The sequence below is a fragment of the Undibacterium parvum genome (assembly GCF_003955735.1).
Classification (GTDB): Bacteria; Pseudomonadota; Gammaproteobacteria; order Burkholderiales; family Burkholderiaceae_D; genus Undibacterium; species Undibacterium parvum.
The window spans coordinates 3,198,279-3,223,711 of sequence record NZ_CP034464.1 but is presented as its reverse complement, the minus strand read 5'-3'; the positions used below and the strand labels follow the sequence as shown (position 1 = coordinate 3,223,711).

The following is a 25,433-nucleotide window of genomic DNA, read 5'->3' as shown; positions in this document are numbered from 1 at the left end:
CGCATGGAATATGCGCGCTGGCCGGGTGGTGAGTTGAAAACTGACCAATGGTGAATGTTAAGCGCAGGCGGCTGACAGAAAAGTCGTTACGAATCTTCAGTTAGCAGCGACTTAAGGCACCTGCAAGGCATAAACTGCGTCTGCTGGTGAAGGCAAATATCGTGCGCCGTATAAGGTATTTCCTGATAGCACAGCGGTGGCATATTGCACGGCTGGATCTGCGCGAAAATTGTAAGCTGATTGGTTAAAATCGACTCTTAAAGCACGAGCAGCGACCCGCACCGGATAGGCGATTTGTATGCCGTTGAGGTAATTGCCATCGTCGTCAATCGCCATCAAAAATGCCATCAAATTTTCAACCGCAGTGGCGCTGCGCAGACTAGAAACCGTGTAACGGCTGGCCTCGTACAAAGACGAGTATGCAGCTGGCAATTCACCTGGCATGGTAAATAACAGGATATTGCCTAAATAAAAGCTCACTACGTCATTCCCGGTGTAGCCGGTATAGCGCCCAGCGGCAGTCGTAAAATGCAGATCTGATCCGGTACTCGTATTGAAATACTCCAGACCTGAAATCGTCGGATGGGTTAAATATTCAATTCTTTGCTGTGGCGGGATGGGACGATTATCCACCACATCAACATCCACAACGGCGCCACCACAAGCAGTTAGAATGAAAGCGCAAGGTGCTAAGAGTGCGAAAAATTTATTCATGGGTTCTCCTATACGTCTACCCTTAACGCAGTGTGAGCAGATCAGTTGACCCAGAGCGAGCGCAGCCCATTTCAATTGGTTTTAATAAGGGCATGCCGCAAGGCGCAGTATCTATGCGGCTCACCGGATGCATGCCGCCAACAGGCGCATAGCTACTGCGCCTTGGCAGGACGTGTTTTAAAATTCTCTTTTTTAATCAGCTCCACTCAGCCCGACGCGCGCACAATCAAGTGAGCCAAACAAGTGACCGAAAAAGCTGAGCCGGGTTAAGGAAAACTCTGGTGTAGTGCTGCGCGATGCAGTAGCATCTAGTCTCTTTTGTTTAGCAGTGAAACGGCGCATGCATTTACTCTCAAGTTGTTACTGTAGGCATCAGTATCCGTCAGCCCACCTACCCTTATTATTTGGATTATTCGCACGTCTATTTGCGCTCTTGCTTGCCGTCAGCGCCCTATTGAGCATTAGCGCCTGCAACACCACATCAAGCACTAACGCGCGCTCCACTACTTCGCCAACAGTCGCTGCATGGCCGGCAATGACGACTGCCAACTCAACGATAATACTTACGCCCGCAAACGACGCTGCCCTGCCGCCATTGGCACCGCGCGAGTTTCGTGCTGCCTGGGTCTCAACGGTTTCGAATCTGGATTGGCCGAGTCGAAAAAATCTGAGCAGCGCCCAACAGCAAGCCGAAATCATCGCTATTTTAGACACTGCGGCCCAACTCAAACTCAATGCCATCGTCTTGCAAGTGCGCCCCAGTGCCGATGCGCTGTACGCCTCTGAACTAGAGCCATGGTCAGAGTTTCTCACGGGTGAACAAGGCAAAGCGCCCAAGCCATATTACGATCCTTTGCTGTTTTGGATACAGCAAGCACACGCCCGTGGACTTGAGCTGCATGCATGGTTTAACCCCTACCGTGCGAAAACCGCGAGTGGTAAAGCGCCCGTCACCGAGGCCTATTTCAAAAAAATAGCAGGTAATGCCATCAAACGTTATGGCGATCTGTGGTGGCTAGATCCAGCCGAACCAGTGGCGATGCAACATACGCTGGCCGTGATTCGCGATGTAGTAAAACGCTATGACGTCGATGGCATACAAATGGACGACTACTTTTACCCCTATCCATTAAATAACGCCAAAGGCAAGCCGCTGCCATTTCCTGACGATGATACTTGGCTGGCTTACCAGCAGCAGGGCGGTAAATTAGCGCGGGCTGATTGGCGCCGTCAGAATGTCAATCAACTAGTTCAAGCAGTGCAGCAAAGCATCAGACAAGAAAAATCCTGGGTAAAATTTGGCATCAGCCCGTTTGGCATAGGCAAACCTAGCCGCCTGCCGACCGGGATTAAAGGCTTCAGTCAGTATGATCAGTTATATGCTGACGTAGAACTATGGCTAGAGCGCGGCTGGGTCGATTATCTGGTACCGCAACTCTATTGGCCTATGGCGCAAACTGCACAAAGTTTTACTGTCTTGCGCGACTACTGGCATGCGCAGAATCCGCAAGGCAGGCATATCTGGCCGGGTCTATTTACGAATAATCTAGCGCATAAAGATAAATCCTGGTCTGCTGAAGAAATTTTGCAACAGATAGAGGCGAGCCGCGCACCCGGCTTGCATACACAGAGCCAGGGTCATGTGCACTTCAGCATCACGGCGCTGATGCAAAACCGCAAGAATATCCGGCAAGGCTTAAGCGCAGAAAAATATCAGAGCCAGGCCTTGGTACCGGCTAGCCCCTGGCTGACGCAGGAGGCGATGGCGGCACCGATATTGGTCGCCGATCTGAAGCAAAAACTACTCAGCGTTGAGCCCGACCCAACACTGGGTTTTAGTATGCTAGCGGTCTGGAAACGTTACGAAAATGGCTGGGTATTCGCTAGCCAGCCCGCCTCAAACGCTGGTATCAGCCTGAATGACGATAGCGTCCATGGCGCGCTCAAGGAAGTGCAGGTTTCTAAAATTAATCGCGTAGGTCAGGAGAGTCCGTCTACTCGCTACAGCCTGAATTGAACTAGCTGATGCACGCTTGCTACTATTTGAATAGGCACACCGTTTATCCTGCCACATTTCTGATTAAACCCGAGAATTGACAGCTCGTCGCAAAGCCTTGGAGTTTGCGTTATGCCCCGCCTACAGTAGCTATATCTGATCGCTTGTGATCGGCTAGTTTGGCTAAGAAAATCACATGGCCTAACATAACAATATGGAGAGCATCATGGAATTAAGCAAACACATGGATGGACTGCTGATCGCGACGATAGGCTTACTCATCATTGTATCGACCAGCGTATTCCTTAGCCAGCATTTGCTGATACAAATAGTCAACTGAGTTCGCCATGCTGAGCTTACTTTTGTTCTCGATTTTGCTGTTTGTATGCTGGCCTTTGGCCTTGCTGGCGCTCTGCCTGTATCCGCTGTTTTGGCTACTGTTACTGCCATTTAGATTACTGGGGATAGCGGTCGATGGGGTATTTGAATTATTGCGTGCCGTGATCATGCTACCGGCACGCCTATTGCGCGGAAGAAACTAAAATTTTCAGGCTTTAATTGTGATTGAACAAGTCTTGTAACTCATCAAACCTATCCGCCGCATCGTCGTTGCCGATACCAAGAAACTGGCAAGCTTGCTCACCGCCCTTTTCCCATTCGGCAAACAATTCCTGCCCGTGATATTTTTGTATCGCATATTCTGCCAAAAGCGCCAAGGCGATGAGACCTCTGACCATTTCATCGGTAGCGCCATCCTCCATCTCGCTATACGCGTGATGCAAGAGTATCGCGGTGACGATTTCCTCTGGCAAGCCCCAAGTGCGCGCCATCAAGGCACCGATTGCAGCATGATTGGTATTATGCTTTTGATCCTCGACCTCGGTAAAACTACGCTCGAACTCGGCATTGGCAAGACCCAAGGTGCTGGCGTAATCTGGAAAACGCTCAGATAACAAGGGCATCCCTATATCGCAAAACAGACCAAAGGTATGCGCCGTATCGGCCGAACAAATTGGTATATGGCGCGCCAGATAAGTCATGGCCTGAGCGCGTTTACTAGAAAAATCCCAAAATTTCTCGTGCGCGCTATTTGGCGCATTGACCGCCTGGCGCGCCAGTATCCCCATCACCAGCGTTGCGCTCTGCTCAAGGCCAAGCAAATTCACCGCATGCTCGATAGACTTGGCCTTTAAACGCAAGCCAAAAAAAGACGAGTTAGTCAATTTCAATAAAGAGGCAGACAGGGCAACATCGTTGGCAATCACTGCCGCCAATTTTTTCGGGCTAGGCTCAGGCTGTGCCAACTCGGCTTGAATATCGATTAACAGACTGGGACGGGCCGGTATCCGTATGGTCTTGACCAGGGCATCCATGGACAATTCTAAGCTCGCGGCCGCTTTGACATTTTTCTTCATTGCAATTTTTATTTTCTTTCCATGCGGAAATTTTACAGACTTAAGTAATTAGACCTGAGTTCTCAAGCAAAATCAAATAACGCCTAGTAAACATCAGATGCCAAAGCATCGCGACAAATGCATAAAGGACAGTTTAGGGCAAATTTACTAAGATATAATTGCATAAAATCAAACAACACTCGTAGCTTGAGGACTTCACCAAGAAAGAGTTTCCATGGGCAGTGGCACGCTGATTGCTGTTTTTCGTAGCCTCATTACTCCGCCGCTCAGTTTGCTGCTGTTGTTCGCCATCGCTTATGCAGTCAGAAATACAAGGCCACGTCTGGCAAAGACGCTAAGCCTTAGCCTTGTTTCTATTTTTTTGCTCATCAGTACCAATGCCGGTGCCTGGCTCTTGGTGTATCCGCTAGAACATCTGGAGCGTGCTTTACCCGACACCAAAAATACCGGCGCCCAGGCGATCGTGATACTGAGCGCAGGATCACTAGAGCATAGCCCCGAATACGGCGGCCAAGCGATTCCCGACTACATAGGTTTAGGCCGCATACGCTACGCCGCCAAACTTTATCGAGATACCGCTTTGCCTATCCTAGTGAGCGGTGGCTTTGGGAGTAAATCGCCGGCCAAAGACTCGCTCGCCAGCGCCATGGCAAGCGCTTTGCAGTATGAATTTGCAATCCCAGTTTTATGGCAGGAAGATCAAGCCAGAAATACTTACGAAAACGCGCAATTTTCTGCGCGCATCTTACAGCAGGCTGGAATTACCCGCGTACTCTTAGTCACCGATGCCATGCATATGCGGCGCGCAAAATTTGCTTTCGATCAAACGGGTTTAGTGGCGATACCAGCACCGACTCTATTTTTTTCCAGCAGTGATTTCGGGCTACTCAGTTTTATCCCCGGGGTAGAAGGTCTGCGACGATCAAATTATGCGATGCACGAATGGCTGGGCTTGATCCAGTATTGGCTCTTCCATACAAAGAGCCGCCCTCAGCCTTAATCTTTAGAAATCAAAAAAGAACCCTGCCCATGTCTAGCAAGCATCCATCAGCACAAAAAAATACCGGTGTGCTCAAAGAAAAATCACCGACATCCCGACTACCAGCCTGGGTATTTTTTTGGGCTGTAGTGGTATTTATTATTTACGGATCGCTGTTCCCTTTTGATTTTCAGGCGATACCCGCACCGTTTGATCGATTTCTCGATGAGTGGCATCTATTTCAAAATATCCCCGATGTTCTGGATAATTTTTTACTCTTCGTCCCCTTAGGGATTGCGCTACACGCCTGTTTTAGTAGTCTACGCGCACGCATCATCGCCAGTTTTTTTTCTATCCTGATCTTGGCTTTCGGCATACAGTTAGTTCAACTATATTTGCCCAGTCGCACCGCTTCGCTGTCGGATGCTTTTTGGAATACGGTAGGCATGGGAGTCGGCCTGCTGATTGCCGCCAGGGTCTGGCGTGCCTTGCAAAAACGCTTAATACACGCCGATACAGCTGCGCCTCAACAGGATTATTTTCCTATGCTGCTGGTCCTATGTTGGTTTTTTTATGAATCCTTTCCCTTTGTGCCGACCTTGGATATAGGCCTGCTGCGCGAGCATGTGAAATCTGCAGTCTTTGCGCCGCCATTTGAATTGATGCGGCTAAGCCAACATTGGCTGGCCGCCACACTGGCTGGCTGCGCAGCATTGAAAGTGCATGGCTTGCGACCACGCCGACTCAATCTAATGGTCATCGGCGCTGCGGCAATTTTTATGGAGGTGTTCGTCGCCTATGGCAGTTTGCGCAGAGAGACGCTGCTAGGTATAAGTTTAGGTCTATGCACTGCTTATGGTTTAGAAATTGGCTTGAAAAACCAGGCGCGTCACGCGATTTTCTGGCTAGCACTAAGCACTTACCTACTTACGATTTTCACACCCTACCGGGCGCAGCCTTGGGACGCGAGCTTTACCTTTACGCCCTTCTCTAATTTACTATGGCATGGCATCACCAAAGACATCCCGCCAGTCGCCTTTGAGACATTGGCAATCGGTATCATGATGTGGTCGGGCAGTTTGCGCGCTGGACGCAAACAATCATTCTTGACGATCTGGGTAGTGGGTATCTTGGCGCTACTAAGCCTACTGGAAGTATTGAGGGTATTCTTTGTCGGCTACCATGGCGATACCACGCCCTTAATCGTGGCATTAGTGCTGAGCCCATTTGCGCTGAGTGCCAGCACCGCGATGATTCAGGATGAGGATCAAGTCGTATTGCCAGCCTCGACCGCGCAGGCTGAGCGAGAAAATACGACGACTCATTTAACACCGTCGCCCCAGACATCGGACTCGCATTTGCGTGTGGAGGCCTCGATTCCGCTTAATTCCGCCACAGCTGCTTCACACTGGCGCTGGCTGCTGGGCAGCAGTCTGACGCTGACGCTAGCGCTTTGGATACTGCTCCATCTGCCGGGCATTCCCTACAATCTCAAAAAAATTTTTGGTGACCAAATCTTGCTGGGTGCAAGTATTTTTTCGCTGGTACTGCTGTGGTTGGGCATGGCCCCCTGGTGGCTGGCACAAACAATCATCCGACGCAATGCACAAAAACGCCACATCTTGCTTTGGATTCCTTTGGCATTGCTAGCGATGGCCTTGATTAGCCTAGGTCTGCTGTATTTTGCTACTCCAGAGATTATGTTGAATAAAATCATCGGTGCGCCAGACCTGTATCGGCGCGTGGTCACAGAAGATTATTGGGGTGATGTCTGGCGTCTGCGTTTCTCTGTGCTGCCGCAGGCGCTGGTGGAAACTCTGGAATCTAGCTTGCGTTATTGCGCACTGTACTCGCTGTTTATGATACCGCTGACCTTAGCTGCCTTGGCATTGCCTAAGACAAATCGACTGGCGCGCTTGATCGGCTATAGCTTGTTCCTGGCACCATTCTGGTATGCCGCAAAATTAGTAGTGATCGATAATGCGATTACCGACAATCTGGTGGAATTGATTGCGCCGAATGGCAATCTCTTTTTGTTCGCCATAATCATCCTGTTGGCACTGCATGCCAGCTTGATGGCAGAACATCTGTATCGCGCCCGCACTTACCTAAAACCTGGTCTGATGAGCTTGGCCATGTTGCCGCTGAGCTGGTATTTACTCAATCAGGGCATAGATACCTTGATCGTCAAAGACGGGCTGGTTTTCTCTGGCATACAATTCATCCTGGGCGAAAATCGCACAGCGCCAATTTCTGAAATCTCACTCTTCATACGCTGGTGCCTACTCTACACATCGGCAGTTGCAGTCATCGTTATGGGCATGCTGTTGGCGATGCGGATCTTCCCTGCCGCCAGCCTAAGCAAGAGACGACGGCGTAGTAAAATAAAGCATAGCAGTACATCGAACAACAGCTTGGCAGCTGAATAAATGCTTAGCGACAGCGCCCCCACGGCCGGCGGCCCAAGGGTGCGCTAGCGTCTAAGCTCGCTACCGCCACGCTTGATATGATTGCGAGCAAACGTGGCATGCTGGTGCTACGGAATTATCGCAGCGGTATCGGGTTGCTGCGATCTACCGGCACCGCAGTAATGCCGTTCTTCGGCGAGCCGTCCACCAGCTTGTCGGAATACGTCAGGTAGACCAGCGTATTGCGCTGCTTATCCACCATGCGCACTACCCGCAATTTTTTAAATAACACGGACAGGCTTTGGTTGAAAACCTCTTCCTGTTGCTTGAGCGGCTTGGCAAAGCTGATAGGCCCGACCTGGCGGCAAGCGATAGAGGCTTCGGCCTTGTCTTCCGCCAAGCCCAAGCCGCCTTGTATGCCGCCAGTCTTGGCGCGCGACACATAGCAGGTGACGCCCGCCACCTTAGGATCATCATAGGCATCAACCACCACTTTATGATCGGGACCTAGCAAGATAAAGGCTGTGTCGACACTGCCTATGGTTTCGCCAGAGGCTAACCCGGCCATCAAGCTGCCCACTAGAAAAACGCGTAACTTAAGATTACTCATCGCGGTTCAGGCTTGAATTGCGCATGCTGTAAGCAAAATACACCACAACGGCCACTGCCATCCAGATGAAGAAGATATGGTAAGTCGCTGCCGATAAATCCTTCAAGATATATAGGCAGGCGGCGATACTCAAACCTGGCACCAGATACGGCCCAAACGGCACTCTAAAGCCAGCGCGCTCAGCGCCTATCCCCTTGTGACGCATCACAGGTACCGCGACCGACACCACGATGAAGGCGACTAAGGTGCCCATACTGACCATATCCCATAAAAAGCCAGAATCAACCAAGCCAGCCACGATACCCACCAGCAAACAGACAATCACGGTATTGCTGACTGGCGACTTGGTACGCGGGTGCACAGTTTGAAATGAAGAAGGTATCAAGCCATCTTTACTGATCGCATACAAGATACGACTTTGCCCGTAGATGGTCACCAGGGTGACGCTAAAGACCGAAATCACCGCGCCCGCCGACAACACCAGGCCCGGCCAGGCCTTGCCTGTGACATTTTGCAAAATCACCGCCAAACCGGCTTCTTGCCCGGCGAACATACTGGCAGGTTGAGCGCCCACCGCAGCAACTGATACCAGCAAATAGAACAGCGTAACGATGATGAGCGCAGCCAAAATACCCAGCGGCACATTGCGTTGCGGATTTTTCACCTCGGCACCAGCAGTAGCCACGGCATCGAGACCAATAAATGAAAAGAACACGGTACCGGCGGCGGCAGTCACCCCTGCCATACCGCCCAGCCCCTTACTATTATCTTGATTAAAAAATGGGGTGAAATGTTCTGCATTAAAACCAGAAAACGCGATCACCACAAAAAAGCTCAAAATCACTAACTTGATCACCACCATAATCGCATTCACGGTAGCCGATTCTTTAGTACCGCGTAACAACAAAAAGCCACAAATCGCCACCAAGATGACCGGAGGCAAATTAAATTGCCCGGCATGCACTTCCATGCCTTTGACACCGGCGACCAACATCGGTGAGCGCAACATTTCAGGAATCTGCCAGCCTACGGTATTCATAAGAAAATGATTCAGATAGGAGGACCAGCCTATCGCAGTGGCGCTGGCGGCCAAGCCATATTCCAGCAGCAAACAAGCGGCCACGATAAAGGCGGAAAACTCGCCGACGGTGGCATAGGCAAACGAATAGGACGACCCAGAGGAGGGAATTCTTGCCGACAATTCGGTGTAGCACAGGGCCGTCAAACCGGCGGTCAGCGCCGCCAATAAAAAGGCCAGAATGACCGATGGGCCAGCCTTAGGCACCGCCTCTACCATAGTAAAAAATATTCCCGTGCCTATGGTGGAGCCTACCCCTATCATGGTCAAGGGGAATAAACCTAAGGAACGGTGCAGACTATGCGCCTCATGCGCAGCTGAGGCGGTTTGATCAGCATTCTCGACCGGTTTAGTGCGTAACAGACGCTGTATGAATGTTGCTTGTCTCAAGAGAATTCCTCTTCGTATTGTAATTAGGTGGGCGCGTAAGCCTACAGATTCTATTGACGAGTATGCCTGCTGATAGTGCGGCTGAAGCCATCAAAAACCGTAATAATATCTGCAAAATCACTGGTATTGGCATCACAGGGACGAAATTTTAAAGCGCGGTGCGCGCGCCCTTGATAAGCCCACAGACAGTGGTACAATGCCGCCCCCAGCTTGATCGGCATCCCAGATCAAGCGCTAGCAGGGCCTCCATTTTTTAAAAACCGAGTACGCCACTGCGCATATTCTATGCGCCTTCCCAAGGCATATGCCCGCTAAGCCGCATGGGATATGCGTCTCCGATATGCGTCTCCGAGGTGGTCGTGTTTTATTTCTTTTGAGCCTAAACTTTAAGCCCTATGCCAAGCTTGGCGTAGGCAGCACGCTCAGTTAGCTCATACAGAACTGCAAACGCATAGTTTTCATTCATACCTACGCAAAATTATTGCATAATCAATGCTTACGATTTTGAAAGCCTTTCATGAGTATAGAGTTAATCGCCTTTAGCAAAGCCCTGATCGTGGTGCCGATCACCCTGCTGCCTATCTTGAATCCGATTGCAATTGCGCCTATTTTCTTATCGATGACTGGGCCTCTGGAACAGGCAGTAGCAACACGACTGGCCAAGCGCATTGCGATTAACTGTTTTTTCTTGCTGATGGGTGCCTTGTTTATCGGCTCGCACGTATTAGATTTTTTTGGAATTTCGCTGCCGATAGTGCGCGTGGCGGGCGGCATCGTGGTGGCGATGGCTGGCTGGCGTCTGCTCAATGACAATGGTCAGGATAAATTACATTCCTCGGTAGAGGCATCAGCCAATACCTGGAGCAAAGTCGAATTACGCCAGCACAGCTTTTATCCTTTCAGTTTTCCATTGACGGTAGGTCCGGGCACGATAGCGGCATCCATCACGATAGGCACCGAACTTCCCACCAAACCAATCGATTGGTTACTCACAGGCTTCGCCTCAGCCTTAGGCGTGTTACTGACCACCGTCAGCATCTACTTATGCTATCGCTATGCGCGTAACCTGGAACGCTTCTTGGGCACTGTCGGAGCGACCGTATTAATGCGCTTGTCCGCCTTTATCTTGCTTTGCATAGGAATAGAAATAGGCTGGACTGGTTTATCGGCCTTGATCGAGGAATTGAAGCTTCATTGAAGCTTCATTGAAATTTCAATCAACTTACACCTTAGCATGGCAGGCGCAGGCTTCGCCATGCGCCGCCGCCACCAGTTCTTGCAAGATGCCGCAAGCCTGGCCAGCATCAATATACGTACAATGTTTGCGTAACTGCCCTAGTTGTTTTTCCAAGGCTCTCATACTCTTTAAGCGCGCCCGTACCCGCCCCAATTGCGCATCGATCAGTTGATTGACCTCGGCACAGTCGGCAACCGGCTTATCAATAAACATCAATAGAGCGCGCACTTCGGCCAAAGGCATATCCAAGGCACGGCAATGCCGTATAAAAGCTAGCCGCTCCAAATGCTCATTGGCATAGCTACGATAGCCATTGGCCTGACGCTCAGGCTCGGCGATTAAACCTTGCTTCTCATAGTAGCGTATGGTTTCAATCTCGACTCCGGTAGCGTTTGCTAATTCACTGATACGCATCATCTTTCCCTCCCGAATAACAACTATACTAAAAAAAGCCACACACTAATTGCACTTGACTCTGTAGTCGCTACAGAGTCTACACTGACTTCATTCTTAGGAAAAGAAAGAAAAAGAGAGTCATTTATGTCAGAAAAATCCTCCTGCGCGTGTGAGCACGCCCCTATTGATGCAGCCAACGATAAGGCAGCAGCGCCACATAATTTAGCAAAAAATGAGTCGACTGGCGGTCAGGATACTCAATCATTGGCGCTCAAAATTCAAAATATGGATTGCCCAACCGAGGAAAAACTCATACGTCTGAGTCTCAAAACTGTCGCTGGGATCGCAGCCCTCGATTTTGACTTGCTCAATCGGATACTGACGGTACATCACACGCTCAGCAATACCGACATCATATTTAGTAAGCTCAAGGAAATAGGCATGTCTGCTCTGCCCTTGCCTGCGACGACAACAGCCTCGGCGACTACTCAGACGCAAACACCTTCAGTTTCCCGGCGACAAATCATCACCATGAGCATCGCTGCTGTGGCGGCATTTTCATCCGAGTTTCTGGCCTGGCGTGGCGCTGCTAACGATTCGCTGCCAGTCATAATGACGGCCTTGATTGCCGTCTTTGCCGGTGGAATTCCCACATTGAAAAAAGCCTGGGTTGCGCTACGTCACCTAAGCTTAAACATCTATTTGCTGATGGCGACTGCCGTCATCGGTGCGGTCGCGATAGGTCAATGGCCAGAAGCGGCGGTCGTCATCGTCTTGTTTGGGATTGCCGAGTTGATAGAAGCGGCCAGCCTAGATCGCGCCCGCAACGCAATTGCCGGTTTAATGGCACATGCACCTGAAACCGCGAATACTTTGCAAACAAATGGCGAGTGGAAAGATAGCCCCGTCAATGAAATTACGCTAGACCAAATGATACGGGTGCGTGCTGGTGAGCGGATTGCGCTCGATGGCATCGTTGCGAGTGGCCACTCTAGCGTTGATCAGGCCGCCATCACCGGAGAAAGTATGCCGGTAGAAAAACGCACTGGTGATCAAGTCTATGCAGGCACACTAAATCAATCTGGCACTCTGCAATTGCGGGTTAGCTCGCTACAGGCGGATACCATGTTGTCTCGAATTGCCCGCTCGGTGCAGCAAGCGCAAAGCCAGCGCGCGCCAACCCAGAGTCTGGTCGATCAATTCGCGGCCTACTACACGCCTGTCGTTTTTGTGGTCGCGCTCCTGATTGCCGTATTGCCGCCGCTACTGGGCACAAATTCATGGCATGACAGTCTGTATCAAGCCCTGGTATTGTTGGTGATCGCCTGCCCTTGCGCCTTGGTCATTTCGACCCCAGTGACCGTGGTCTGCGGATTGGCATTGGCCGCAAAGCGCGGAATTTTAATCAAGGGGGGCCTGTATCTGGAACAAGGTAAGAACTTGCGGCTGATTGCGTTGGACAAGACCGGTACACTGACCGAAGGAAAACCAAGTCTGACGGATGTCATCGCCTTGGCGCATCTTAGTCAAGCTGAAATTTTGCAGATTGCAGCTAGCCTTGAGGCCGGCTCACAACATCCGGTAGCGTATGCGATCTTATCGCGCCACGCTGAATCAGGTGAAAACCTGATGCCGGTGCTGCATTTTTCATCGATCACTGCCAGCGGTGTTAACGGTGAAATAAACGGGCAGCGCTATTCCCTTGGCAACCTACGCATGTTCGAGTCGCTCAACTTGACGCTAGCGCCAGAGGTAAAAAAAATACTCGATGAAAATCTGGCACAACTGGAACAGCAAAACAAGACTGTCTTAATCCTTGCCGATACGCGCCACGTACTAGCCTTGCTGGCGGTCGCTGATAAGCTTCGTGTTAGCAGTCAAACTGCAGTTCGTGAATTACAAACTATGGGCATCGATCTGGTCATGCTCACCGGCGACAATGCACAAACGGCTAAGGCGATCGCTGCACAAGTTGGTATTTCTGAGGTTCGCAGCCAACTGCTACCAGAAGAGAAGTTACTCGCCATCACACAATTTAGCGACAAACAGATTACTGGCATGGTGGGCGATGGTGTTAATGATGCACCGGCCTTAGCGCGCGCTCATATAGGCTTCGCCATGGGGGCTGCCGGCTCTGATACCGCATTGGAAACGGCTGATGTCGCCTTGATGCAAGATGATTTACGCAAACTGCCAGAGTTCATTCGCATCTCAAAGCAGACTGCCAGAGTCTTATGGCAAAACATAGGATTTGCGATCAGTGTCAAAATCCTGTTTTTTGCGCTAACTCTGACTGGGCACTCGAGTATGTGGATGGCAGTATTCGCCGATACCGGAACCAGCCTATTAGTGGTTTTGAACGGTTTACGTTTATTACGCTATCAAGTTTCAAGCGTTTCAGAGACATCTTCATCCTGAAGCATCAAGGCATGCTCTACATGACTAGTTTCGTCACCGATTTTACTCTTCCATGCCTTGAGAAAATAGGTTTTCTCTCTTTCTGTCGGTGCCACGTGCCAGATCGCCATCAAGGTGCCTTTGTGATCGTGTAACTTGGCTAATTTGACGATGCACTCGGTATTCCCATCGACATCTGCCATCGCAATCGCATATCCGTAAACACGGTATAGGCGCTCTAAGCGATCCGGTTCTGTTTCGCTATGTGTTGCAGAAATTTTCGCATGATCCAGATACATCGTCATTCTCCGTCTAGTCGATTTACTTCATTCTATCTGATCTGTCCGGCAACAGCTATCATTAGCGCGCCTGATGTTTCGAATCTGCTGTACTAGCGTATACGGCTGCGTTTTTCCCATTTGCATTCTTGGGTACTCAATACGTGACTGTTTTCATCAACGATTTCGAGATAAACATCAAAACCCCAGAGTCGCGCCACATGCTTTAGCATATCGCTACTTTGTGCATTTAAGGGACGGCGAAGATATTGATTATGCCGCAAGGTCAGCGCCCTATCGCCCTGCATATCAACTGCCCACACCTGTATATTAGGCTCCCGATTACCCAAATTATATTGCCCCGCCAATTGCTGACGAATAGCCTGATAACCACTTTCGTCATGAATCGCAGAGATACTCAAATTCTCCCTACTATCATCATCAAGAACCGAAAAAAAATGAAAATCCCGTATTAATTTCGGTGACAAAAACTGAGCAATAAAACTTTCATCCTTAAAATTGCGCATCGCAAAGTTTAAAGTAGCGAGCCAGTCAGAACCGGCAATATCAGGAAACCAAGCCCTATCCTCTTCTGTAGGATTTTCACAGATACGCCGGATGTCACGCATCATGGCAAAACCAAGAGCATAGGGATTAATCCCGTTAAAGTAGCGACTGGTCACCGGAGGCTGATACACGACATTGGTATGGCTCTGCAAAAATTCCATCATAAAACCATCGCCGACTATTCCTTCTTCAAACAACTGGTACAAGATGGTGTAATGCCAGAAGGTAGCCCAACCTTCGTTCATCACCTGAGTCTGACGTTGCGGATAAAAGTATTGTGAAATTTTTCGGGTAATGCGTACTAATTCACGCTGCCATGGTTGTAATAGCGGAGAATATTTTTCTATAAAGTACAAAATATTTTCCTGTGGTTCAGGTGGAAATCGTTTTTCCTCCGGGCTGATTTCTGCATCCTCTCGCCGTGGCAAAGTGCGCCAAAGATCGTTGATTTGAGACTGCATATAGCGTTCACGATCCTCTTGCTTTTCACGCTCTTCAGCTAAAGATAATTTAGCCGGTCGTTTGTAACGATCTACGCCATAATTTTGAAGTGCATGGCAAGAATCAAGCAATAATTCAACAGCCTCGACCCCGTGACGCTGCTCACATTCGTTGACATAATTTTTTGCAAACACCATGTAATCGATAATCGCATCGGCATCGGTCCATGTGCGAAAAAGGTAGTTTCCTTTAAAAAATGAATTATGCCCATAAGCGGCATGCGCGATCACCAGAGCTTGCATAGTCAGACTATTTTCTTCCATCAAATAGGCAATACATGGATTTGAGTTGATGACAATCTCGTACGCTAAACCCATCTGCCCGCGTTTATAACTTTTTTCGGTGGCGACAAAATGTTTGCCGAAGGACCAATGATGGTAAGACACAGGCATACCGACCGATGCATAGGCATCCATCATTTGCTCTGCAGTGATGATTTCTAGTTGATTTGGGTAAGTATCCAAACCGAAATTTTGTGCTACCCGACGAATTTCCTCATGCGCCTGCTCAATCAATTCAAAGGTCCACTCAGATTGTTCCGGCAACCGATTTGGATTAACTTTTTTAGCGATACCTTCAGGGCTGTTCATGATTTACCTCATTTGCTTTGTTTCTTGAACAACTCTCTAAACACAGGGTAAATATCGGCCTGTGTCCTTATCCTTTGCATCGCAAAATGTCCGTGATGCGCCGGCACTTGTGTGTACTCCTCCCACAAGTTTTGTGGATCTCCTTCGGTAATTTCAACATAGGCATAATATTGAACCAAGGGCATGATGGTATTAATCAACAAATCACGGCAAGCGACAGAATCGTTGTCCCAGTTATCGCCATCTGATGCTTGCGCCACATAAGCATTCCAATCAGCAGCTGGATAGCGCTCCTTAATGATCTTAGTCAATAGATGTAGGGCTGAAGAAACGATGGTGCCACCCGACTCACGCGAGTGAAAAAAGTCGTTTTCATCGACTTCTGCGGCCGCGGTATGGTGCCGGATAAACACTACCTCTATCTTGTCATAGGCCTTGGTCAGAAAAAGATATAGCAAAATAAAAAAGCGTTTGGCCATATCTTTTTTCTGCTCATCCATAGAACCTGAGACATCAAGTAAGCAAAACATGACTGCCTTGGTGGATGGTTTGGGAACCTTGATACGATTGTTGTAACGCAAATCAAAAGGATCAATAAAAGGGATCGCCAACAAGCGGGTGCGCAAATGATGGATTTCCTGCTTCAATGCAAGAATGCGCAGATCAGCCATGTCTAAGCCAGAATCGAGCAGCGCGGTCATTTCCGTCTCGGCTTCTTTAAGACGTCGAGCTGATCTTCCTCCAACCGCGATCCGCCGTCCCAGAGCGCCACGCAGGGAGCGCAACACATGCAAACTCGAAGCGGTGCCGGATGTCGTATAGCCTGCCCTTTGGCTCTTAAAATCCGTTGTTGAGGCAAGTTGAGTCTTGACTAAATTTGGCAGCTCTAAGTCTTCAAAAAAATAATTGAGAAACTCTTCACGACTAAGCTGAAAACCAAATTCGTCTTCGCTCAAATCGTCGCTATTTCCAGCCTGTCCTTTTCCGGAACCACCGCCACCTTTGGGTCTGGCGATTTGATCGCCCTTCAGGTATTCCTGATTGCCGGGTTGCACCGTTTCCCAAACACCTCCATGCGCATGGCCGAATGTGGGTTCATTGACGTCTTTGACTGGTATTGTGATCTTCTCACCACTTTCTATGTCGGTAATAGAACGTCCTTTAATCGCGCGTGCCACAGCCTCCTTGATCTGTCCTTTATACCGACGTAAAAAACGCTCACGATTCGGTGCAGATTTATTTTTCCCTTGAACTCGCCTATCAATTAAGTGTACCAAAATAGTCTCCCTGTCAAAGCCAGCGCAAACCTTCTTAGCATAAACACCCAGCGCTGCGCTGTACTAGGACGACTTTCTGACTCGCAAATACCACTCGCACAACAACCTAACCTGTTTCGCGGTATATCCCTTGGCAACCATCCTATCGACAAACTCCTGATGCTTGTTGACGTCATCCGCGCTGGCTTTAGCATTAAATGAAATGACGGGTAACAGCTCTTCGGTATTAGAAAACATTTTTTTCTCTATCACCGTCCTTAGTTTTTCGTAGCTGGTCCAGGTAGGATTTTTTCCAGCGTTTTGCGCCCTGGCGCGCAAGACAAAATTGACGATCTCATTGCGAAAATCTTTAGGATTAGAAATTCCAGCTGGTTTTTCTACCTTTTCTAGCTCATTATTTAAGGCGTCCCGATCAAAACTTTCACCGGTATCCGGATCTCGGAACTCTTGATCCTGTATCCAAAAATCAGCAAAAGTAACGTAACGATCGAAAATATTTTGACCATATTCAGAATAGCTTTCTAAATAGGCAGTTTGGATTTCTTTACCAATAAACTCAGCATAACGCTGAGCCAGATATTCTTTGATATACGAAAAATACTTCTGCTCCAACTCGGCAGGAAATTGCTCGCGCTCTATTTGTTGCTCCAAGACATACAATAGATGTACAGGGTTGGCCGCGACTTCGGTATTATCAAAGTTAAACACCTTGGATAAAATTTTGAAGGCAAAACGAGTTGATAGACCATTCATACCTTCGTCAACACCAGCATAGTCAGAATACTCTTGGCGAGATTTTGCTTTCGGATCGGTATCCTTTAAGTTTTCACCGTCGTACACCAACATTTTGCTGTAAATACTAGAGTTTTCTGGCTCCTTGAGCCTGGAGAGCACCGCAAATTGCGACATCATTTTTAAAGTGCCGGGAGCGCAAGGCGCCTCGGCCAACGATGATGTACGTATCAGCTTTTCATATATTTTTATTTCATCGGAAACTCTCAGGCAGTACGGCACTTTAACGATATATATCCTATCCAGAAACGCTTCGTTATTTTTATTGTTTTTAAAGGTTTTCCATTCAGACTCATTCGAGTGAGCCAAAATAATTCCTTCAAACGGTATCGCGCCAAAGCCTTCGGTTCCTTTAAAATTACCTTCTTGAGTCGCTGTCAACAGTGGATGCAAAACTTTGATAGGTGCCTTAAACATTTCCACAAATTCCATCAAGCCTTGGTTCGATAAACAAAGCCCTCCAGAAAAACTGTATGCATCCGGATCATCTTGACCATAGTCCTCTAGTTTACGGATATCGACCTTACCAACCAAGGAAGAAATGTCTTGGTTATTTTCATCACCCGGCTCAGTTTTTGAAACTGCGACCTGCTTCAAAACCGAAGGGTAACGCCGCACTACCCGAAATTGATTAATGTCCCCATTAAATTCATGTAGACGTTTGACCGCCCAAGGACTGGGAATACCGCGTAGATAACGCCGGGGAATGCCAAAATCCTCTTCAAGGATAGCGCCATCTTCGTCCTCGCTAAATAATCCAAGAGGCGATTCATTAATAGGCGAGCCTTTAATACAATAGAAGGGAATTTTTTCCATCAAATACTTGAGACGTTCTGCAATGGACGATTTACCACCACCCACTGGTCCCAATAAATAGAGTATTTGTTTGCGTTCCTCCAAGCCTTGCGCGGCATGTCTGAAGTAGGAGACAACCTGTTCTATCACTTCTTCCATACCGTAAAATTCACGGAAGGCCGGATAGATTTTAATGACTTTATTCGAGAAGATACGAGAGCGTCTAGAGTCGTGACGGGTATCGATTTGCTCTGGCGCACCGATCGCTGCCAGCATACGCTCAGCGGCGGTTGCATAAGCGAGCGGTTCCTTTTTACACAATTCCAAGAACTCAGAGAGGGAATATTCTTCCTCACGAGTGCGTTCATAACGTGCCGCGTAATTGTCAAAAATTTTCATCGTGATCTCCTTTGAAAGCGATAATCAAAACCACATGCCAAAACTATTTTTGCACATGCCAGAGATTCATGATGTTCCAGCACGTTACGATTTTACTATAGGTGATATTAGTAAGAATGGTAACGATTTTTTTAAAAATTTGTTACTTGAGCGAATTAAACCACAAAGGGAAATACTCATTCCAGCAATCTAAACTAGCGAATCCAAACAGATCTAAAAAGAGAAATATATAGAAGCCGAGGCGGAGCTTAGGCATCGCGAGTTACTAGTGAGTATAAACATGACTGTTCATGTCCCCTGTTTATAGAAGGGATTTCCTGGTGAATATCGGTATATTTCAAAAACTCAAAATGTCTCGATTAAAAATTTTCACAAATAACCAAGCGACATTTAAGCAGGAAACACGCCCGTAGAAAGATAACGATCACCTCGGTCACAGACAATAAATACTATCGTCGCGTTCTCTACTTTTTGTGATAATCGTAATGCGATTTCGCAGGCTCCGGCGGCTGATATTCCGCAAAATATGCCTTCCTCCACAGCTAATCGTCTCGTCATGTGTTCAGCATCCGATTGGCTGACCGAGGCAACCTGATCGACTCTGGATTTATCAAATATTTTCGGCATATAGGCTTCTGGCCATTTTCGAATGCCAGGTATTTGAGAACCATCTTCTGGTTGCGCGCCAACAATTTGTATCAGCGGATTTTGTTCTTTTAGAAAAGCCGAAACGCCCATAATAGTTCCAGTAGTTCCCATCGCGCTGACAAAATGCGTAATCTGTCCTTTTGTATCGCGCCAAATTTCTGGCCCTGTAGTTTCATAGTGCGCTAGGGGATTATCTGGATTTGCGAACTGATCAAGAATAGTTCCTTTTCCCTCTTTTTGCATTTGCTCAGCCAAATCCCGGGCATACTCCATCCCTCCGGTCTTTGGCGTTAAGATAATCTGCGCGCCATAGGCGGCCATACTTTGACGACGCTCTATACTTAGATTTTCTGGCATCAAGAGTAGCATTTTATAGCCACGCATCGCTGCAGCCATCGCCAGCGCGATCCCAGTATTTCCACTCGTAGCTTCGATTAAGGTATCACCGGGCTTGATACGTCCGCGTTCTTCAGCGCGCTTAATCATAGACAAAGCTGGCCTGTCCTTGACTGAACCTGCAGGATTATTCCCTTCCAGCTTCCCCAAAATCACATTATTTCTACGCTTAGCGTCTTCACCGGGAAGTCGTTGCAATCTTACCAAAGGGGTATTTCCTATGGTGTCTTCAATGGTCAAGTAAGGCATAAGTGTCTAGTGAGAATGGGGATTAGAGCATCATTCTAAACGCTGAGGCATTTTCATGCTTGCGTGCTATCAAAAGATAAGACGAAGAAAATAAAAATGAAAAATCCTCTCACTAATTATGAGAGGATTTTTATCACCTATTCAGGATTGCTGAATAGGCATCGAGTTACTTAGTTGTTGCAGGCTTGGAAGCAGTGCTTGCTTTAGCAGAAGCCGCCGGCGCGTCAACAACCGACTTTGCTGCGTTAGATTTAGCATCCTTAGCATCCTTAGCGGCCTTATCCTCAGCCGCTTTATTGGCTTTAGCTTCGGCTTTCGCGGCCTTTTTTTCTGCTTTGATTTCCGCTTTTGTTTTTTCTGTAGTTGCAGCGCTCGCGGCTATTGGTTTGTCTACCACTTTTGGTGCGACAGTTGCCGGGGCTTTAGTTGTAGCTGCAGCCACTGGTTTTGCCGCCGCAGCAGCAGCTCCGGCTTTGGCTTGGCCATTCACTGTCAATCCAGCCTCAGAAAATTTAACTGAATTTTTTTCGCCCACACCTTTGACTCTGGTTTCAAAATCAGCCCAGTCCTTGAAATTACCACCTTTACTACGCTCATCGATAATCGCTTTCGATGTTGCGGGGCCTATGCCCTTGATACCATCCAAAGCCGCCTGATCGCCCTTATTGACCTCCACAGCAGCAAACGCGAAACCCATGGTACCAATGAAAACCGCTAACGCTAGAAATAGTTTCTTGAACATGTAAATACTCCAAAAGTGTTAAATAAGAAATCCCTCGAGTTCCTGTTTGCGACAAAACTTTGTATCATGCAATCATTCTTACTCGCTTGCTTGATCAACTACCTCATCTGTCTGCGCACTCAAGATAACGTTGATTTTAAGTGATGGTTGACAGATAAAAGCAACTTACCATAAAAATAACAACTATTTACAAATTTGAAAATAATTCTGCTCTCGATGCGGTGGCAGTTCCTAATTTCCCAACGACAATACCACCTGCTTGATTCGCGAGCATCACAGCTTCTCGCATAGTTTTCCCCTCGGCCAGCATGGCTGCCATCGTGGCAATCACAGTATCCCCCGCACCAGAGACATCATAAACTTCACGCGCCATGGCTGGCACATGGATGACCTCGGTATCAGTGTAAAGCGTCATCCCTTCTTCTGAGCGTGTCAACAGCAATGCCTGCAAATCCAGTTTAACTCTTAGGCTTTGCGCTTTTTCGGTTAACTCCTCTTCACTATCCCAGTCACCTATAATTTGGCGCATCTCTGATTTGTTTGGTGTCAGCATGCTCGCTCCCTTGTAGCGCGAGAAATCACTCCCCTTAGGATCGACCAGTATTAGCTTGCCTAATTGTTTGGCTGCAGCGATCATCGTCGCGACATTAACCAAGCTTCCCTTGGCGTAGTCTGACATGACAATTACATCATAATCAGCAATCAGCCCATTAAAACGGGTCAACTTGTCTTGTAAAACTCTAGCGCTAGGCTTCTGTTCAAAGTCTATCCGCAACAATTGCTGTTGCCGACCAATCACACGTAATTTAATAATCGTAGAAATTGCATTATCCCGATTAAGATAACTTTCAATTCCAGACTCTTGCAATAATTCCTCAACAATATTGCCTGCCTCATCTTGACCAATAACACCTAGTAAACCAGCCGACAAACCCAAAGCCACTGCGTTGCGTGCTACGTTGGCGGCGCCGCCCAAACGCTCCTCGCGTCGTTCAACCCGAACGATAGGTACCGGTGCCTCAGGCGAGATACGATTGACCTCCCCGAACCAATAGCGATCCAACATCACATCGCCCACCACCAACATACGTTTTGCTTGCGCTATTGTAGATTCCATAGGAGTTTTCAACTACGCGTCAATATTGAGCGGCCGATACCGTGGTATTCCAGCCCTAAATCTGTCATCAGCGCTGGCTCAAACAAATTACGCCCATCAAAAATGACAGCTTGCTTCAATCTAGTTTTAACTTGCTCGAAATTAGGGCTACGGAAGGCCTTCCATTCCGTCACGATGGCCAAGGCATCGGCCTGATCCAAAGCGCCCATCGGCGTGGCGGCATAATTAATGTTTTCGAGTAACTCCGGATTCTCTGCGAAATCAAGTGCGAACACACGTTTGGCTTCTGGTATAGCAACTGGATCATAAACCGAGACCGTAGCACCAGCGCGCAACAGTTCCCCCAATAGCACACGCGAGGATGCCGCCCGCATGTCATCGGTATTTGGCTTAAATGCGAGTCCCCAAACGGCAAAATGCTTTCCACTCAAATCATCACCAAAACGCGCCATAATTTTTGCACCTAAGACTTGTTTTTGTTTGGTATTGACCGCCTCAACGGCATGTAATATCAATAAATCCTGTCCATAGTCTTGCGCGGTAGGCTCTAGTGCCTGAACATCCTTAGGAAAGCAAGATCCGCCATAACCACAGCCGGCATACAAAAAACTATGTCCGATACGCGGATCCGAGCCTATTCCATGCCGCACCGCTTCAATATCAACACCAACTCTATCCGCCAGATTTGCTAATTCATTCATAAATGAAATACGCGTCGCCAACATGGCATTCGCTGCATACTTAGTGAACTCGGCAGAACGCACATCCATCCAAAAAGTCCGCTCGTGATTGCGATTAAATGGCGTATACAATTTTTTCATCTGTGCTCTAGCAATATTGCCGAACGAATTATCATCGCAACCAATCACAATACGATCAGGACGCATGAAATCCTCAACTGCCGCACCTTCTTTGAGAAATTCAGGATTTGACACTACAGAATAAGTCGCGTTCGAGCCTCGTAGTTTTAACTCAGTTTCGATTGCAGCGCCAACTCGTTCCGCCGTCCCCACTGGAACTGTGGACTTGACTACAATCACTTTAAAGCCCTGCATGTGTTTGCCGATATTTCGTGCCGCTGCCAATACATATTGCAAGTCAGCTGAACCATCTTCATCAGGAGGTGTACCGACCGCGATAAACTGTACATCACCGTGCGCGACACTGGCCGCGATATCGGTTGAAAATACCAATCGCCCAGCGCTACGATTACGTGCAACGATTTCTTCTAAGCCGGGCTCATGGATAGGGATGCCACCGCCATTCAAAATGTCAATTTTTTGCTGATCAAGATCAAGGCAAAATACGTCGTTGCCTAACTCTGCAAGACAAGCACCCGTAACCAAACCGACGTAGCCGGTACCAATAATTGTAATTTTCATTGCTTATTCACGTTCAAAGATAAGTTTCTACTACACGCCATTGAAATAACTTCAGACTTAATTCATGACACTCAATTCTTCGGTGCGTCGAGGTGGATAGGTTTCCCATCGACTGCATCCCGGACACTGCCAATAAAATTGGCGCGCTTTAAAACCGCAATGCGAGCATTGATAACGTGCCAGTTTTTGCGCATAGCCATGTACCAAGTTTTTAACGACCGATAATTCAGGTCTAATCTCGGGCTGCGCCACCATTAGACGAGCGTCCAACAGCTTATCTAATGCGAGCAAAGTTGGGGTGCGGCGCAACTCATCGCTGACCAACTGATTGGCCAATTCAACAGTATCAAGTTCTAGCGTCGCTTTAAAAACCACTTCCAACAAATCGATAGAGGGAGCCTCCGCAAGATAGCCTTTTAAAAGGTTTAAACCTTCTTGCGGTCTATCAAGCGAGCGGTAGCCATCCATCAGACGCTGTGCGACCAAGGCAACATGCGGCACACTTTGCTGCTCTACCCTGCGCCATGACAACAAGGCATTTTCAGTATCGCCTTTACTGAGCTGCACATCACCCAATAAAATCGCGGCACGGACATTATGTCTATCTGTCGCTAGCGCCTTGTCTAACATAGCCAGAGCAGCGTCCGAATTTGTGTGGACCAATTCGTCCTGCGCCAATTCACAATAAAACTGAGCAATTTCTTTTTGCCTGCCACCAGCACCGGACTCCTGCAGTGCGTGTGCAGCATCAATGGCACGCGCCCATTCTTTTTCGCGTTGATAAATTTCCAGCAAGGAGCGCCGTGCCTGTATCGCATAAGTGCCTGCCACCAGTTGATTAAAGGTTTCTTCGGCACGGTCGAGTAAGCCGGCTTTCAAATAATCCTGGCCCAGTTCGAACATAGCCTGGGTTTGCTGCTCTAAGGGTAAATCGGGGCGCGATAACAGATTTTGATGGACGCGAATCGCACGCTCTGTTTCACCACGACGGCGAAACAAATTACCTAAGGCGAAGTGTAACTCTACCGCTTCGGGATCAAGTTTTACGATATCGATAAAGGCATCGATCGCCTTATCATGCTGATCGTTGAGCAGGTAATTTAAACCTTTGAAGTAACCATTAGGCAGGCTACGTGACTCTGCGAGCAATTGCCGTATATCGACCCGCGCGGCAACCCAACCTAAGGAGAAAAACAAGGGAATACCGAGTAACCACCAGATTTCTAATTCCATATTTTTATATTCGTTTATATTTTACTGATGAATCAGATATTTCGAACGCTGTCGATCTGAGGTGCCTGCGTACTGGCGCGCTGCTCAGCAGCGCGCTCGGCCTCAATTTCCGCGATGGTTTTTTTGTGCTTGGAGATATCCTTACGATGATGAAAAACGATAGGGACCATAGCTAAGATACCAAGAACGGCACCTGTGACAAAAAATGCGAGCAACAAAATAGCTAAAGGAGCCGATTGTGCATACCCCCAAAAATATTGTAGGGTAACTATCTGATCATTCTTTAATGCAAATCCAAAAAATAGGATGAACAAAACTAGCGCTAATGCTCTTGAAATAAATTTCATATTTATACCTTAACTAAAGAAGTCAGACCTCGCGTAGCGCTATATACGGCGTGCGCGCAAAGAATTTATATGTAGATATGAAATTGTACGTGAAAAAAAACGGCATATCGGAAATCCGCTATGCCGTTTTCAATTTTGTTGCTTTAGATGCCAGCTACCACTCAATCATCAAGGATGGGTTGCCCCACCATTGCATCGACTCTTTCGCGCAATTCTTTGCCTGGCTTGAAGTGTGGCACCCGCTTTTCGGGAACCATTACTTTGTCACCTGACTTAGGATTACGACCAATACGTGGCGGCCGGCTATTCAGTGAAAAGCTGCCGAAACCACGTATCTCGATACGCTGCGCACTAGACAATGAATCTGCCATCGCATCGAGTATGGCCTTGACCGCGACATCCACATCTTTTGCAATCAGTTGCGGATATCGCTCTGCCAGCCGAGCAATTAGCTCCGACTTCGTCATAGTTTTTGAAACATCAAAAGCCTCAATGACACT

23 protein-coding genes are annotated in these 25,433 nt (G+C 48.1%); 7 read left to right on the top strand and 16 right to left on the bottom strand.

The annotated features are described in order from the left end of the window. Nucleotides 1–111 precede the first annotated feature (111 nt). Entirely contained in the window at nt 112–714 is a 603-nt protein-coding gene (locus tag EJN92_RS14090; RefSeq protein WP_126128407.1) for a hypothetical protein, read from the bottom strand. A 535-nt stretch (nt 715–1,249) separates the two neighbouring features. On the opposite strand from EJN92_RS14090, the gene EJN92_RS14085 reads away from it, so the two are divergent. Together EJN92_RS14085 and EJN92_RS14080 are read left to right on the top strand one after the other, a co-directional pair. Continuing rightward, a complete protein-coding gene (locus EJN92_RS14085; RefSeq protein WP_157984367.1) occupies nt 1,250–2,731 on the top strand; it encodes a glycoside hydrolase family 10-like protein in 1,482 nt (493 codons plus the stop codon). A 326-nt stretch (nt 2,732–3,057) separates the two neighbouring features. Beyond that, nucleotides 3,058–3,252 (top strand): hypothetical protein, encoded by a 195-nt coding sequence (locus tag EJN92_RS14080; protein WP_126128405.1) that lies wholly within the window; start codon nt 3,058–3,060, stop codon nt 3,250–3,252. 12 nt (nt 3,253–3,264) lie between these two features. Here the strand turns inward: EJN92_RS14080 and EJN92_RS14075 are convergent, their stop codons facing one another. Further along, nucleotides 3,265–4,125: an HDOD domain-containing protein gene (locus EJN92_RS14075; RefSeq protein ID WP_126128404.1), complete on the bottom strand. Its 861-nt coding sequence runs from the start codon at nt 4,123–4,125 to the stop codon at nt 3,265–3,267. 214 nt (nt 4,126–4,339) lie between these two features. Between EJN92_RS14075 and EJN92_RS14070 the strand changes: the two genes are divergently transcribed. Together EJN92_RS14070 and EJN92_RS14065 are read left to right on the top strand one after the other, a co-directional pair. Continuing rightward, nucleotides 4,340–5,125 carry a YdcF family protein gene (locus tag EJN92_RS14070; protein ID WP_126128403.1) on the top strand — a complete coding sequence of 262 codons (786 nt, stop codon included), beginning with the start codon at nt 4,340–4,342 and terminating at the stop codon, nt 5,123–5,125. A 29-nt stretch (nt 5,126–5,154) separates the two neighbouring features. Further along, nucleotides 5,155–7,533 carry a VanZ family protein gene (locus EJN92_RS14065; protein WP_157984366.1) on the top strand — a complete coding sequence of 793 codons (2,379 nt, stop codon included), beginning with the start codon at nt 5,155–5,157 and terminating at the stop codon, nt 7,531–7,533. 115 nt (nt 7,534–7,648) lie between these two features. Here EJN92_RS14065 and EJN92_RS14060 read toward each other — a convergent pair whose 3' ends face one another. Both EJN92_RS14060 and EJN92_RS14055 read right to left on the bottom strand, forming a co-directional pair. Further along, a complete protein-coding gene (locus tag EJN92_RS14060; protein ID WP_126128401.1) occupies nt 7,649–8,122 on the bottom strand; it encodes a CreA family protein in 474 nt (157 codons plus the stop codon). Next, nucleotides 8,115–9,590, bottom strand: coding sequence for an APC family permease (locus EJN92_RS14055; RefSeq protein WP_126128400.1), 1,476 nt, complete (start codon nt 9,588–9,590; stop codon nt 8,115–8,117). The genes EJN92_RS14060 and EJN92_RS14055 overlap by 8 nt, the downstream gene beginning before the upstream one ends. 517 nt (nt 9,591–10,107) lie before the next feature. On the opposite strand from EJN92_RS14055, the gene EJN92_RS14050 reads away from it, so the two are divergent. Further along, nucleotides 10,108–10,788 (top strand): MarC family protein, encoded by a 681-nt coding sequence (locus EJN92_RS14050; RefSeq protein WP_126128399.1) that lies wholly within the window; start codon nt 10,108–10,110, stop codon nt 10,786–10,788. 24 nt (nt 10,789–10,812) lie between these two features. Here the strand turns inward: EJN92_RS14050 and cadR are convergent, their stop codons facing one another. After that, nucleotides 10,813–11,241, bottom strand: a complete 429-nt coding sequence (cadR, locus tag EJN92_RS14045; RefSeq protein WP_126129935.1) for a Cd(II)/Pb(II)-responsive transcriptional regulator — start codon at nt 11,239–11,241, stop codon at nt 10,813–10,815. A gap of 126 nt (nt 11,242–11,367) precedes the next feature. On the opposite strand from cadR, the gene EJN92_RS14040 reads away from it, so the two are divergent. After that, nucleotides 11,368–13,641 (top strand): heavy metal translocating P-type ATPase, encoded by a 2,274-nt coding sequence (locus tag EJN92_RS14040; RefSeq protein WP_126128398.1) that lies wholly within the window; start codon nt 11,368–11,370, stop codon nt 13,639–13,641. Here the strand turns inward: EJN92_RS14040 and EJN92_RS14035 are convergent. The 4 genes from EJN92_RS14035 to EJN92_RS14020 all read right to left on the bottom strand — a co-directional run bounded on the left by EJN92_RS14035 (nt 13,605) and on the right by EJN92_RS14020 (nt 18,819). Next, nucleotides 13,605–13,919, bottom strand: coding sequence for a hypothetical protein (locus EJN92_RS14035; RefSeq protein ID WP_126128397.1), 315 nt, complete (start codon nt 13,917–13,919; stop codon nt 13,605–13,607). The two genes, EJN92_RS14040 and EJN92_RS14035, sit on opposite strands and share 37 nt — an antisense overlap. 92 nt (nt 13,920–14,011) lie before the next feature. Then, nucleotides 14,012–15,556, bottom strand: a complete 1,545-nt coding sequence (locus EJN92_RS14030; RefSeq protein ID WP_126128396.1) for a SpoVR family protein — start codon at nt 15,554–15,556, stop codon at nt 14,012–14,014. A gap of 8 nt (nt 15,557–15,564) precedes the next feature. Beyond that, the gene (locus EJN92_RS14025) at nt 15,565–16,833 is read right to left on the bottom strand and encodes a YeaH/YhbH family protein (RefSeq protein ID WP_126128395.1); all 1,269 of its coding nucleotides are present in this window, start codon (nt 16,831–16,833) and stop codon (nt 15,565–15,567) included. Nucleotides 16,834–16,896: 63 nt separating this feature from the next. Continuing rightward, complete coding sequence (locus tag EJN92_RS14020) at nt 16,897–18,819, bottom strand: PrkA family serine protein kinase (RefSeq protein ID WP_126128394.1); 1,923 nt, start codon at nt 18,817–18,819, stop codon at nt 16,897–16,899. Between the two features lies 1 nt (nt 18,820). Between EJN92_RS14020 and EJN92_RS21595 the strand changes: the two genes are divergently transcribed. Beyond that, entirely contained in the window at nt 18,821–19,012 is a 192-nt protein-coding gene (locus EJN92_RS21595) for a hypothetical protein (RefSeq protein WP_126128393.1), read from the top strand. A gap of 197 nt (nt 19,013–19,209) precedes the next feature. Here EJN92_RS21595 and cysM read toward each other — a convergent pair whose 3' ends face one another. The 7 genes from cysM to EJN92_RS13980 all read right to left on the bottom strand — a co-directional run bounded on the left by cysM (nt 19,210) and on the right by EJN92_RS13980 (nt 25,427). After that, a complete protein-coding gene (gene cysM, locus EJN92_RS14010) occupies nt 19,210–20,112 on the bottom strand; it encodes a cysteine synthase CysM (RefSeq protein ID WP_126128392.1) in 903 nt (300 codons plus the stop codon). Between the two features lie 166 nt (nt 20,113–20,278). Continuing rightward, nucleotides 20,279–20,854: a ComEA family DNA-binding protein gene (locus EJN92_RS14005; RefSeq protein ID WP_126128391.1), complete on the bottom strand. Its 576-nt coding sequence runs from the start codon at nt 20,852–20,854 to the stop codon at nt 20,279–20,281. Between the two features lie 187 nt (nt 20,855–21,041). Continuing rightward, entirely contained in the window at nt 21,042–21,971 is a 930-nt protein-coding gene (gene rfaE1, locus EJN92_RS14000; RefSeq protein WP_126128390.1) for a D-glycero-beta-D-manno-heptose-7-phosphate kinase, read from the bottom strand. Between the two features lie 8 nt (nt 21,972–21,979). After that, a complete protein-coding gene (locus tag EJN92_RS13995; protein ID WP_126128389.1) occupies nt 21,980–23,353 on the bottom strand; it encodes a UDP-glucose dehydrogenase family protein in 1,374 nt (457 codons plus the stop codon). 57 nt (nt 23,354–23,410) lie between these two features. Next, a complete protein-coding gene (lapB, locus tag EJN92_RS13990) occupies nt 23,411–24,586 on the bottom strand; it encodes a lipopolysaccharide assembly protein LapB (RefSeq protein ID WP_126128388.1) in 1,176 nt (391 codons plus the stop codon). Between the two features lie 32 nt (nt 24,587–24,618). Then, nucleotides 24,619–24,933, bottom strand: a complete 315-nt coding sequence (locus tag EJN92_RS13985; protein WP_126128387.1) for a LapA family protein — start codon at nt 24,931–24,933, stop codon at nt 24,619–24,621. Nucleotides 24,934–25,094: 161 nt separating this feature from the next. After that, nucleotides 25,095–25,427, bottom strand: coding sequence for an integration host factor subunit beta (locus tag EJN92_RS13980; protein WP_227869835.1), 333 nt, complete (start codon nt 25,425–25,427; stop codon nt 25,095–25,097). Between the last annotated feature and the right edge of the window lie 6 nt (nt 25,428–25,433).

Bases quoted from the DNA above. Each gene is read 5' to 3' on its own strand.
- EJN92_RS13985 (WP_126128387.1), bottom strand. From the start codon at position 24,933: ATGAAATTTATTTCAAGAGCATTAGCGCTAGTTTTGTTCATCCTATTT.
- cysM (WP_126128392.1), bottom strand. From the start codon at position 20,112: ATGCCTTACTTGACCATTGAAGACACCATAGGAAATACCCCTTTGGTA.
- EJN92_RS14070 (WP_126128403.1), top strand. From the start codon at position 4,340: ATGGGCAGTGGCACGCTGATTGCTGTTTTTCGTAGCCTCATTACTCCG.
- EJN92_RS14030 (WP_126128396.1), bottom strand. From the start codon at position 15,556: ATGAACAGCCCTGAAGGTATCGCTAAAAAAGTTAATCCAAATCGGTTG.
- EJN92_RS14085 (WP_157984367.1), top strand. From the start codon at position 1,250: ATGACGACTGCCAACTCAACGATAATACTTACGCCCGCAAACGACGCT.
- EJN92_RS14065 (WP_157984366.1), top strand. From the start codon at position 5,155: ATGTCTAGCAAGCATCCATCAGCACAAAAAAATACCGGTGTGCTCAAA.
- EJN92_RS14050 (WP_126128399.1), top strand. From the start codon at position 10,108: ATGAGTATAGAGTTAATCGCCTTTAGCAAAGCCCTGATCGTGGTGCCG.
- EJN92_RS14080 (WP_126128405.1), top strand. From the start codon at position 3,058: ATGCTGAGCTTACTTTTGTTCTCGATTTTGCTGTTTGTATGCTGGCCT.
- EJN92_RS14035 (WP_126128397.1), bottom strand. From the start codon at position 13,919: ATGTATCTGGATCATGCGAAAATTTCTGCAACACATAGCGAAACAGAA.
- rfaE1 (WP_126128390.1), bottom strand. From the start codon at position 21,971: ATGGAATCTACAATAGCGCAAGCAAAACGTATGTTGGTGGTGGGCGAT.
- lapB (WP_126128388.1), bottom strand. From the start codon at position 24,586: ATGGAATTAGAAATCTGGTGGTTACTCGGTATTCCCTTGTTTTTCTCC.
- cadR (WP_126129935.1), bottom strand. From the start codon at position 11,241: ATGCGTATCAGTGAATTAGCAAACGCTACCGGAGTCGAGATTGAAACC.
- EJN92_RS14060 (WP_126128401.1), bottom strand. From the start codon at position 8,122: ATGAGTAATCTTAAGTTACGCGTTTTTCTAGTGGGCAGCTTGATGGCC.
- EJN92_RS14075 (WP_126128404.1), bottom strand. From the start codon at position 4,125: ATGAAGAAAAATGTCAAAGCGGCCGCGAGCTTAGAATTGTCCATGGAT.
- EJN92_RS14040 (WP_126128398.1), top strand. From the start codon at position 11,368: ATGTCAGAAAAATCCTCCTGCGCGTGTGAGCACGCCCCTATTGATGCA.
- EJN92_RS14020 (WP_126128394.1), bottom strand. From the start codon at position 18,819: ATGAAAATTTTTGACAATTACGCGGCACGTTATGAACGCACTCGTGAG.
- EJN92_RS13995 (WP_126128389.1), bottom strand. From the start codon at position 23,353: ATGAAAATTACAATTATTGGTACCGGCTACGTCGGTTTGGTTACGGGT.
- EJN92_RS14005 (WP_126128391.1), bottom strand. From the start codon at position 20,854: ATGTTCAAGAAACTATTTCTAGCGTTAGCGGTTTTCATTGGTACCATG.
- EJN92_RS14090 (WP_126128407.1), bottom strand. From the start codon at position 714: ATGAATAAATTTTTCGCACTCTTAGCACCTTGCGCTTTCATTCTAACT.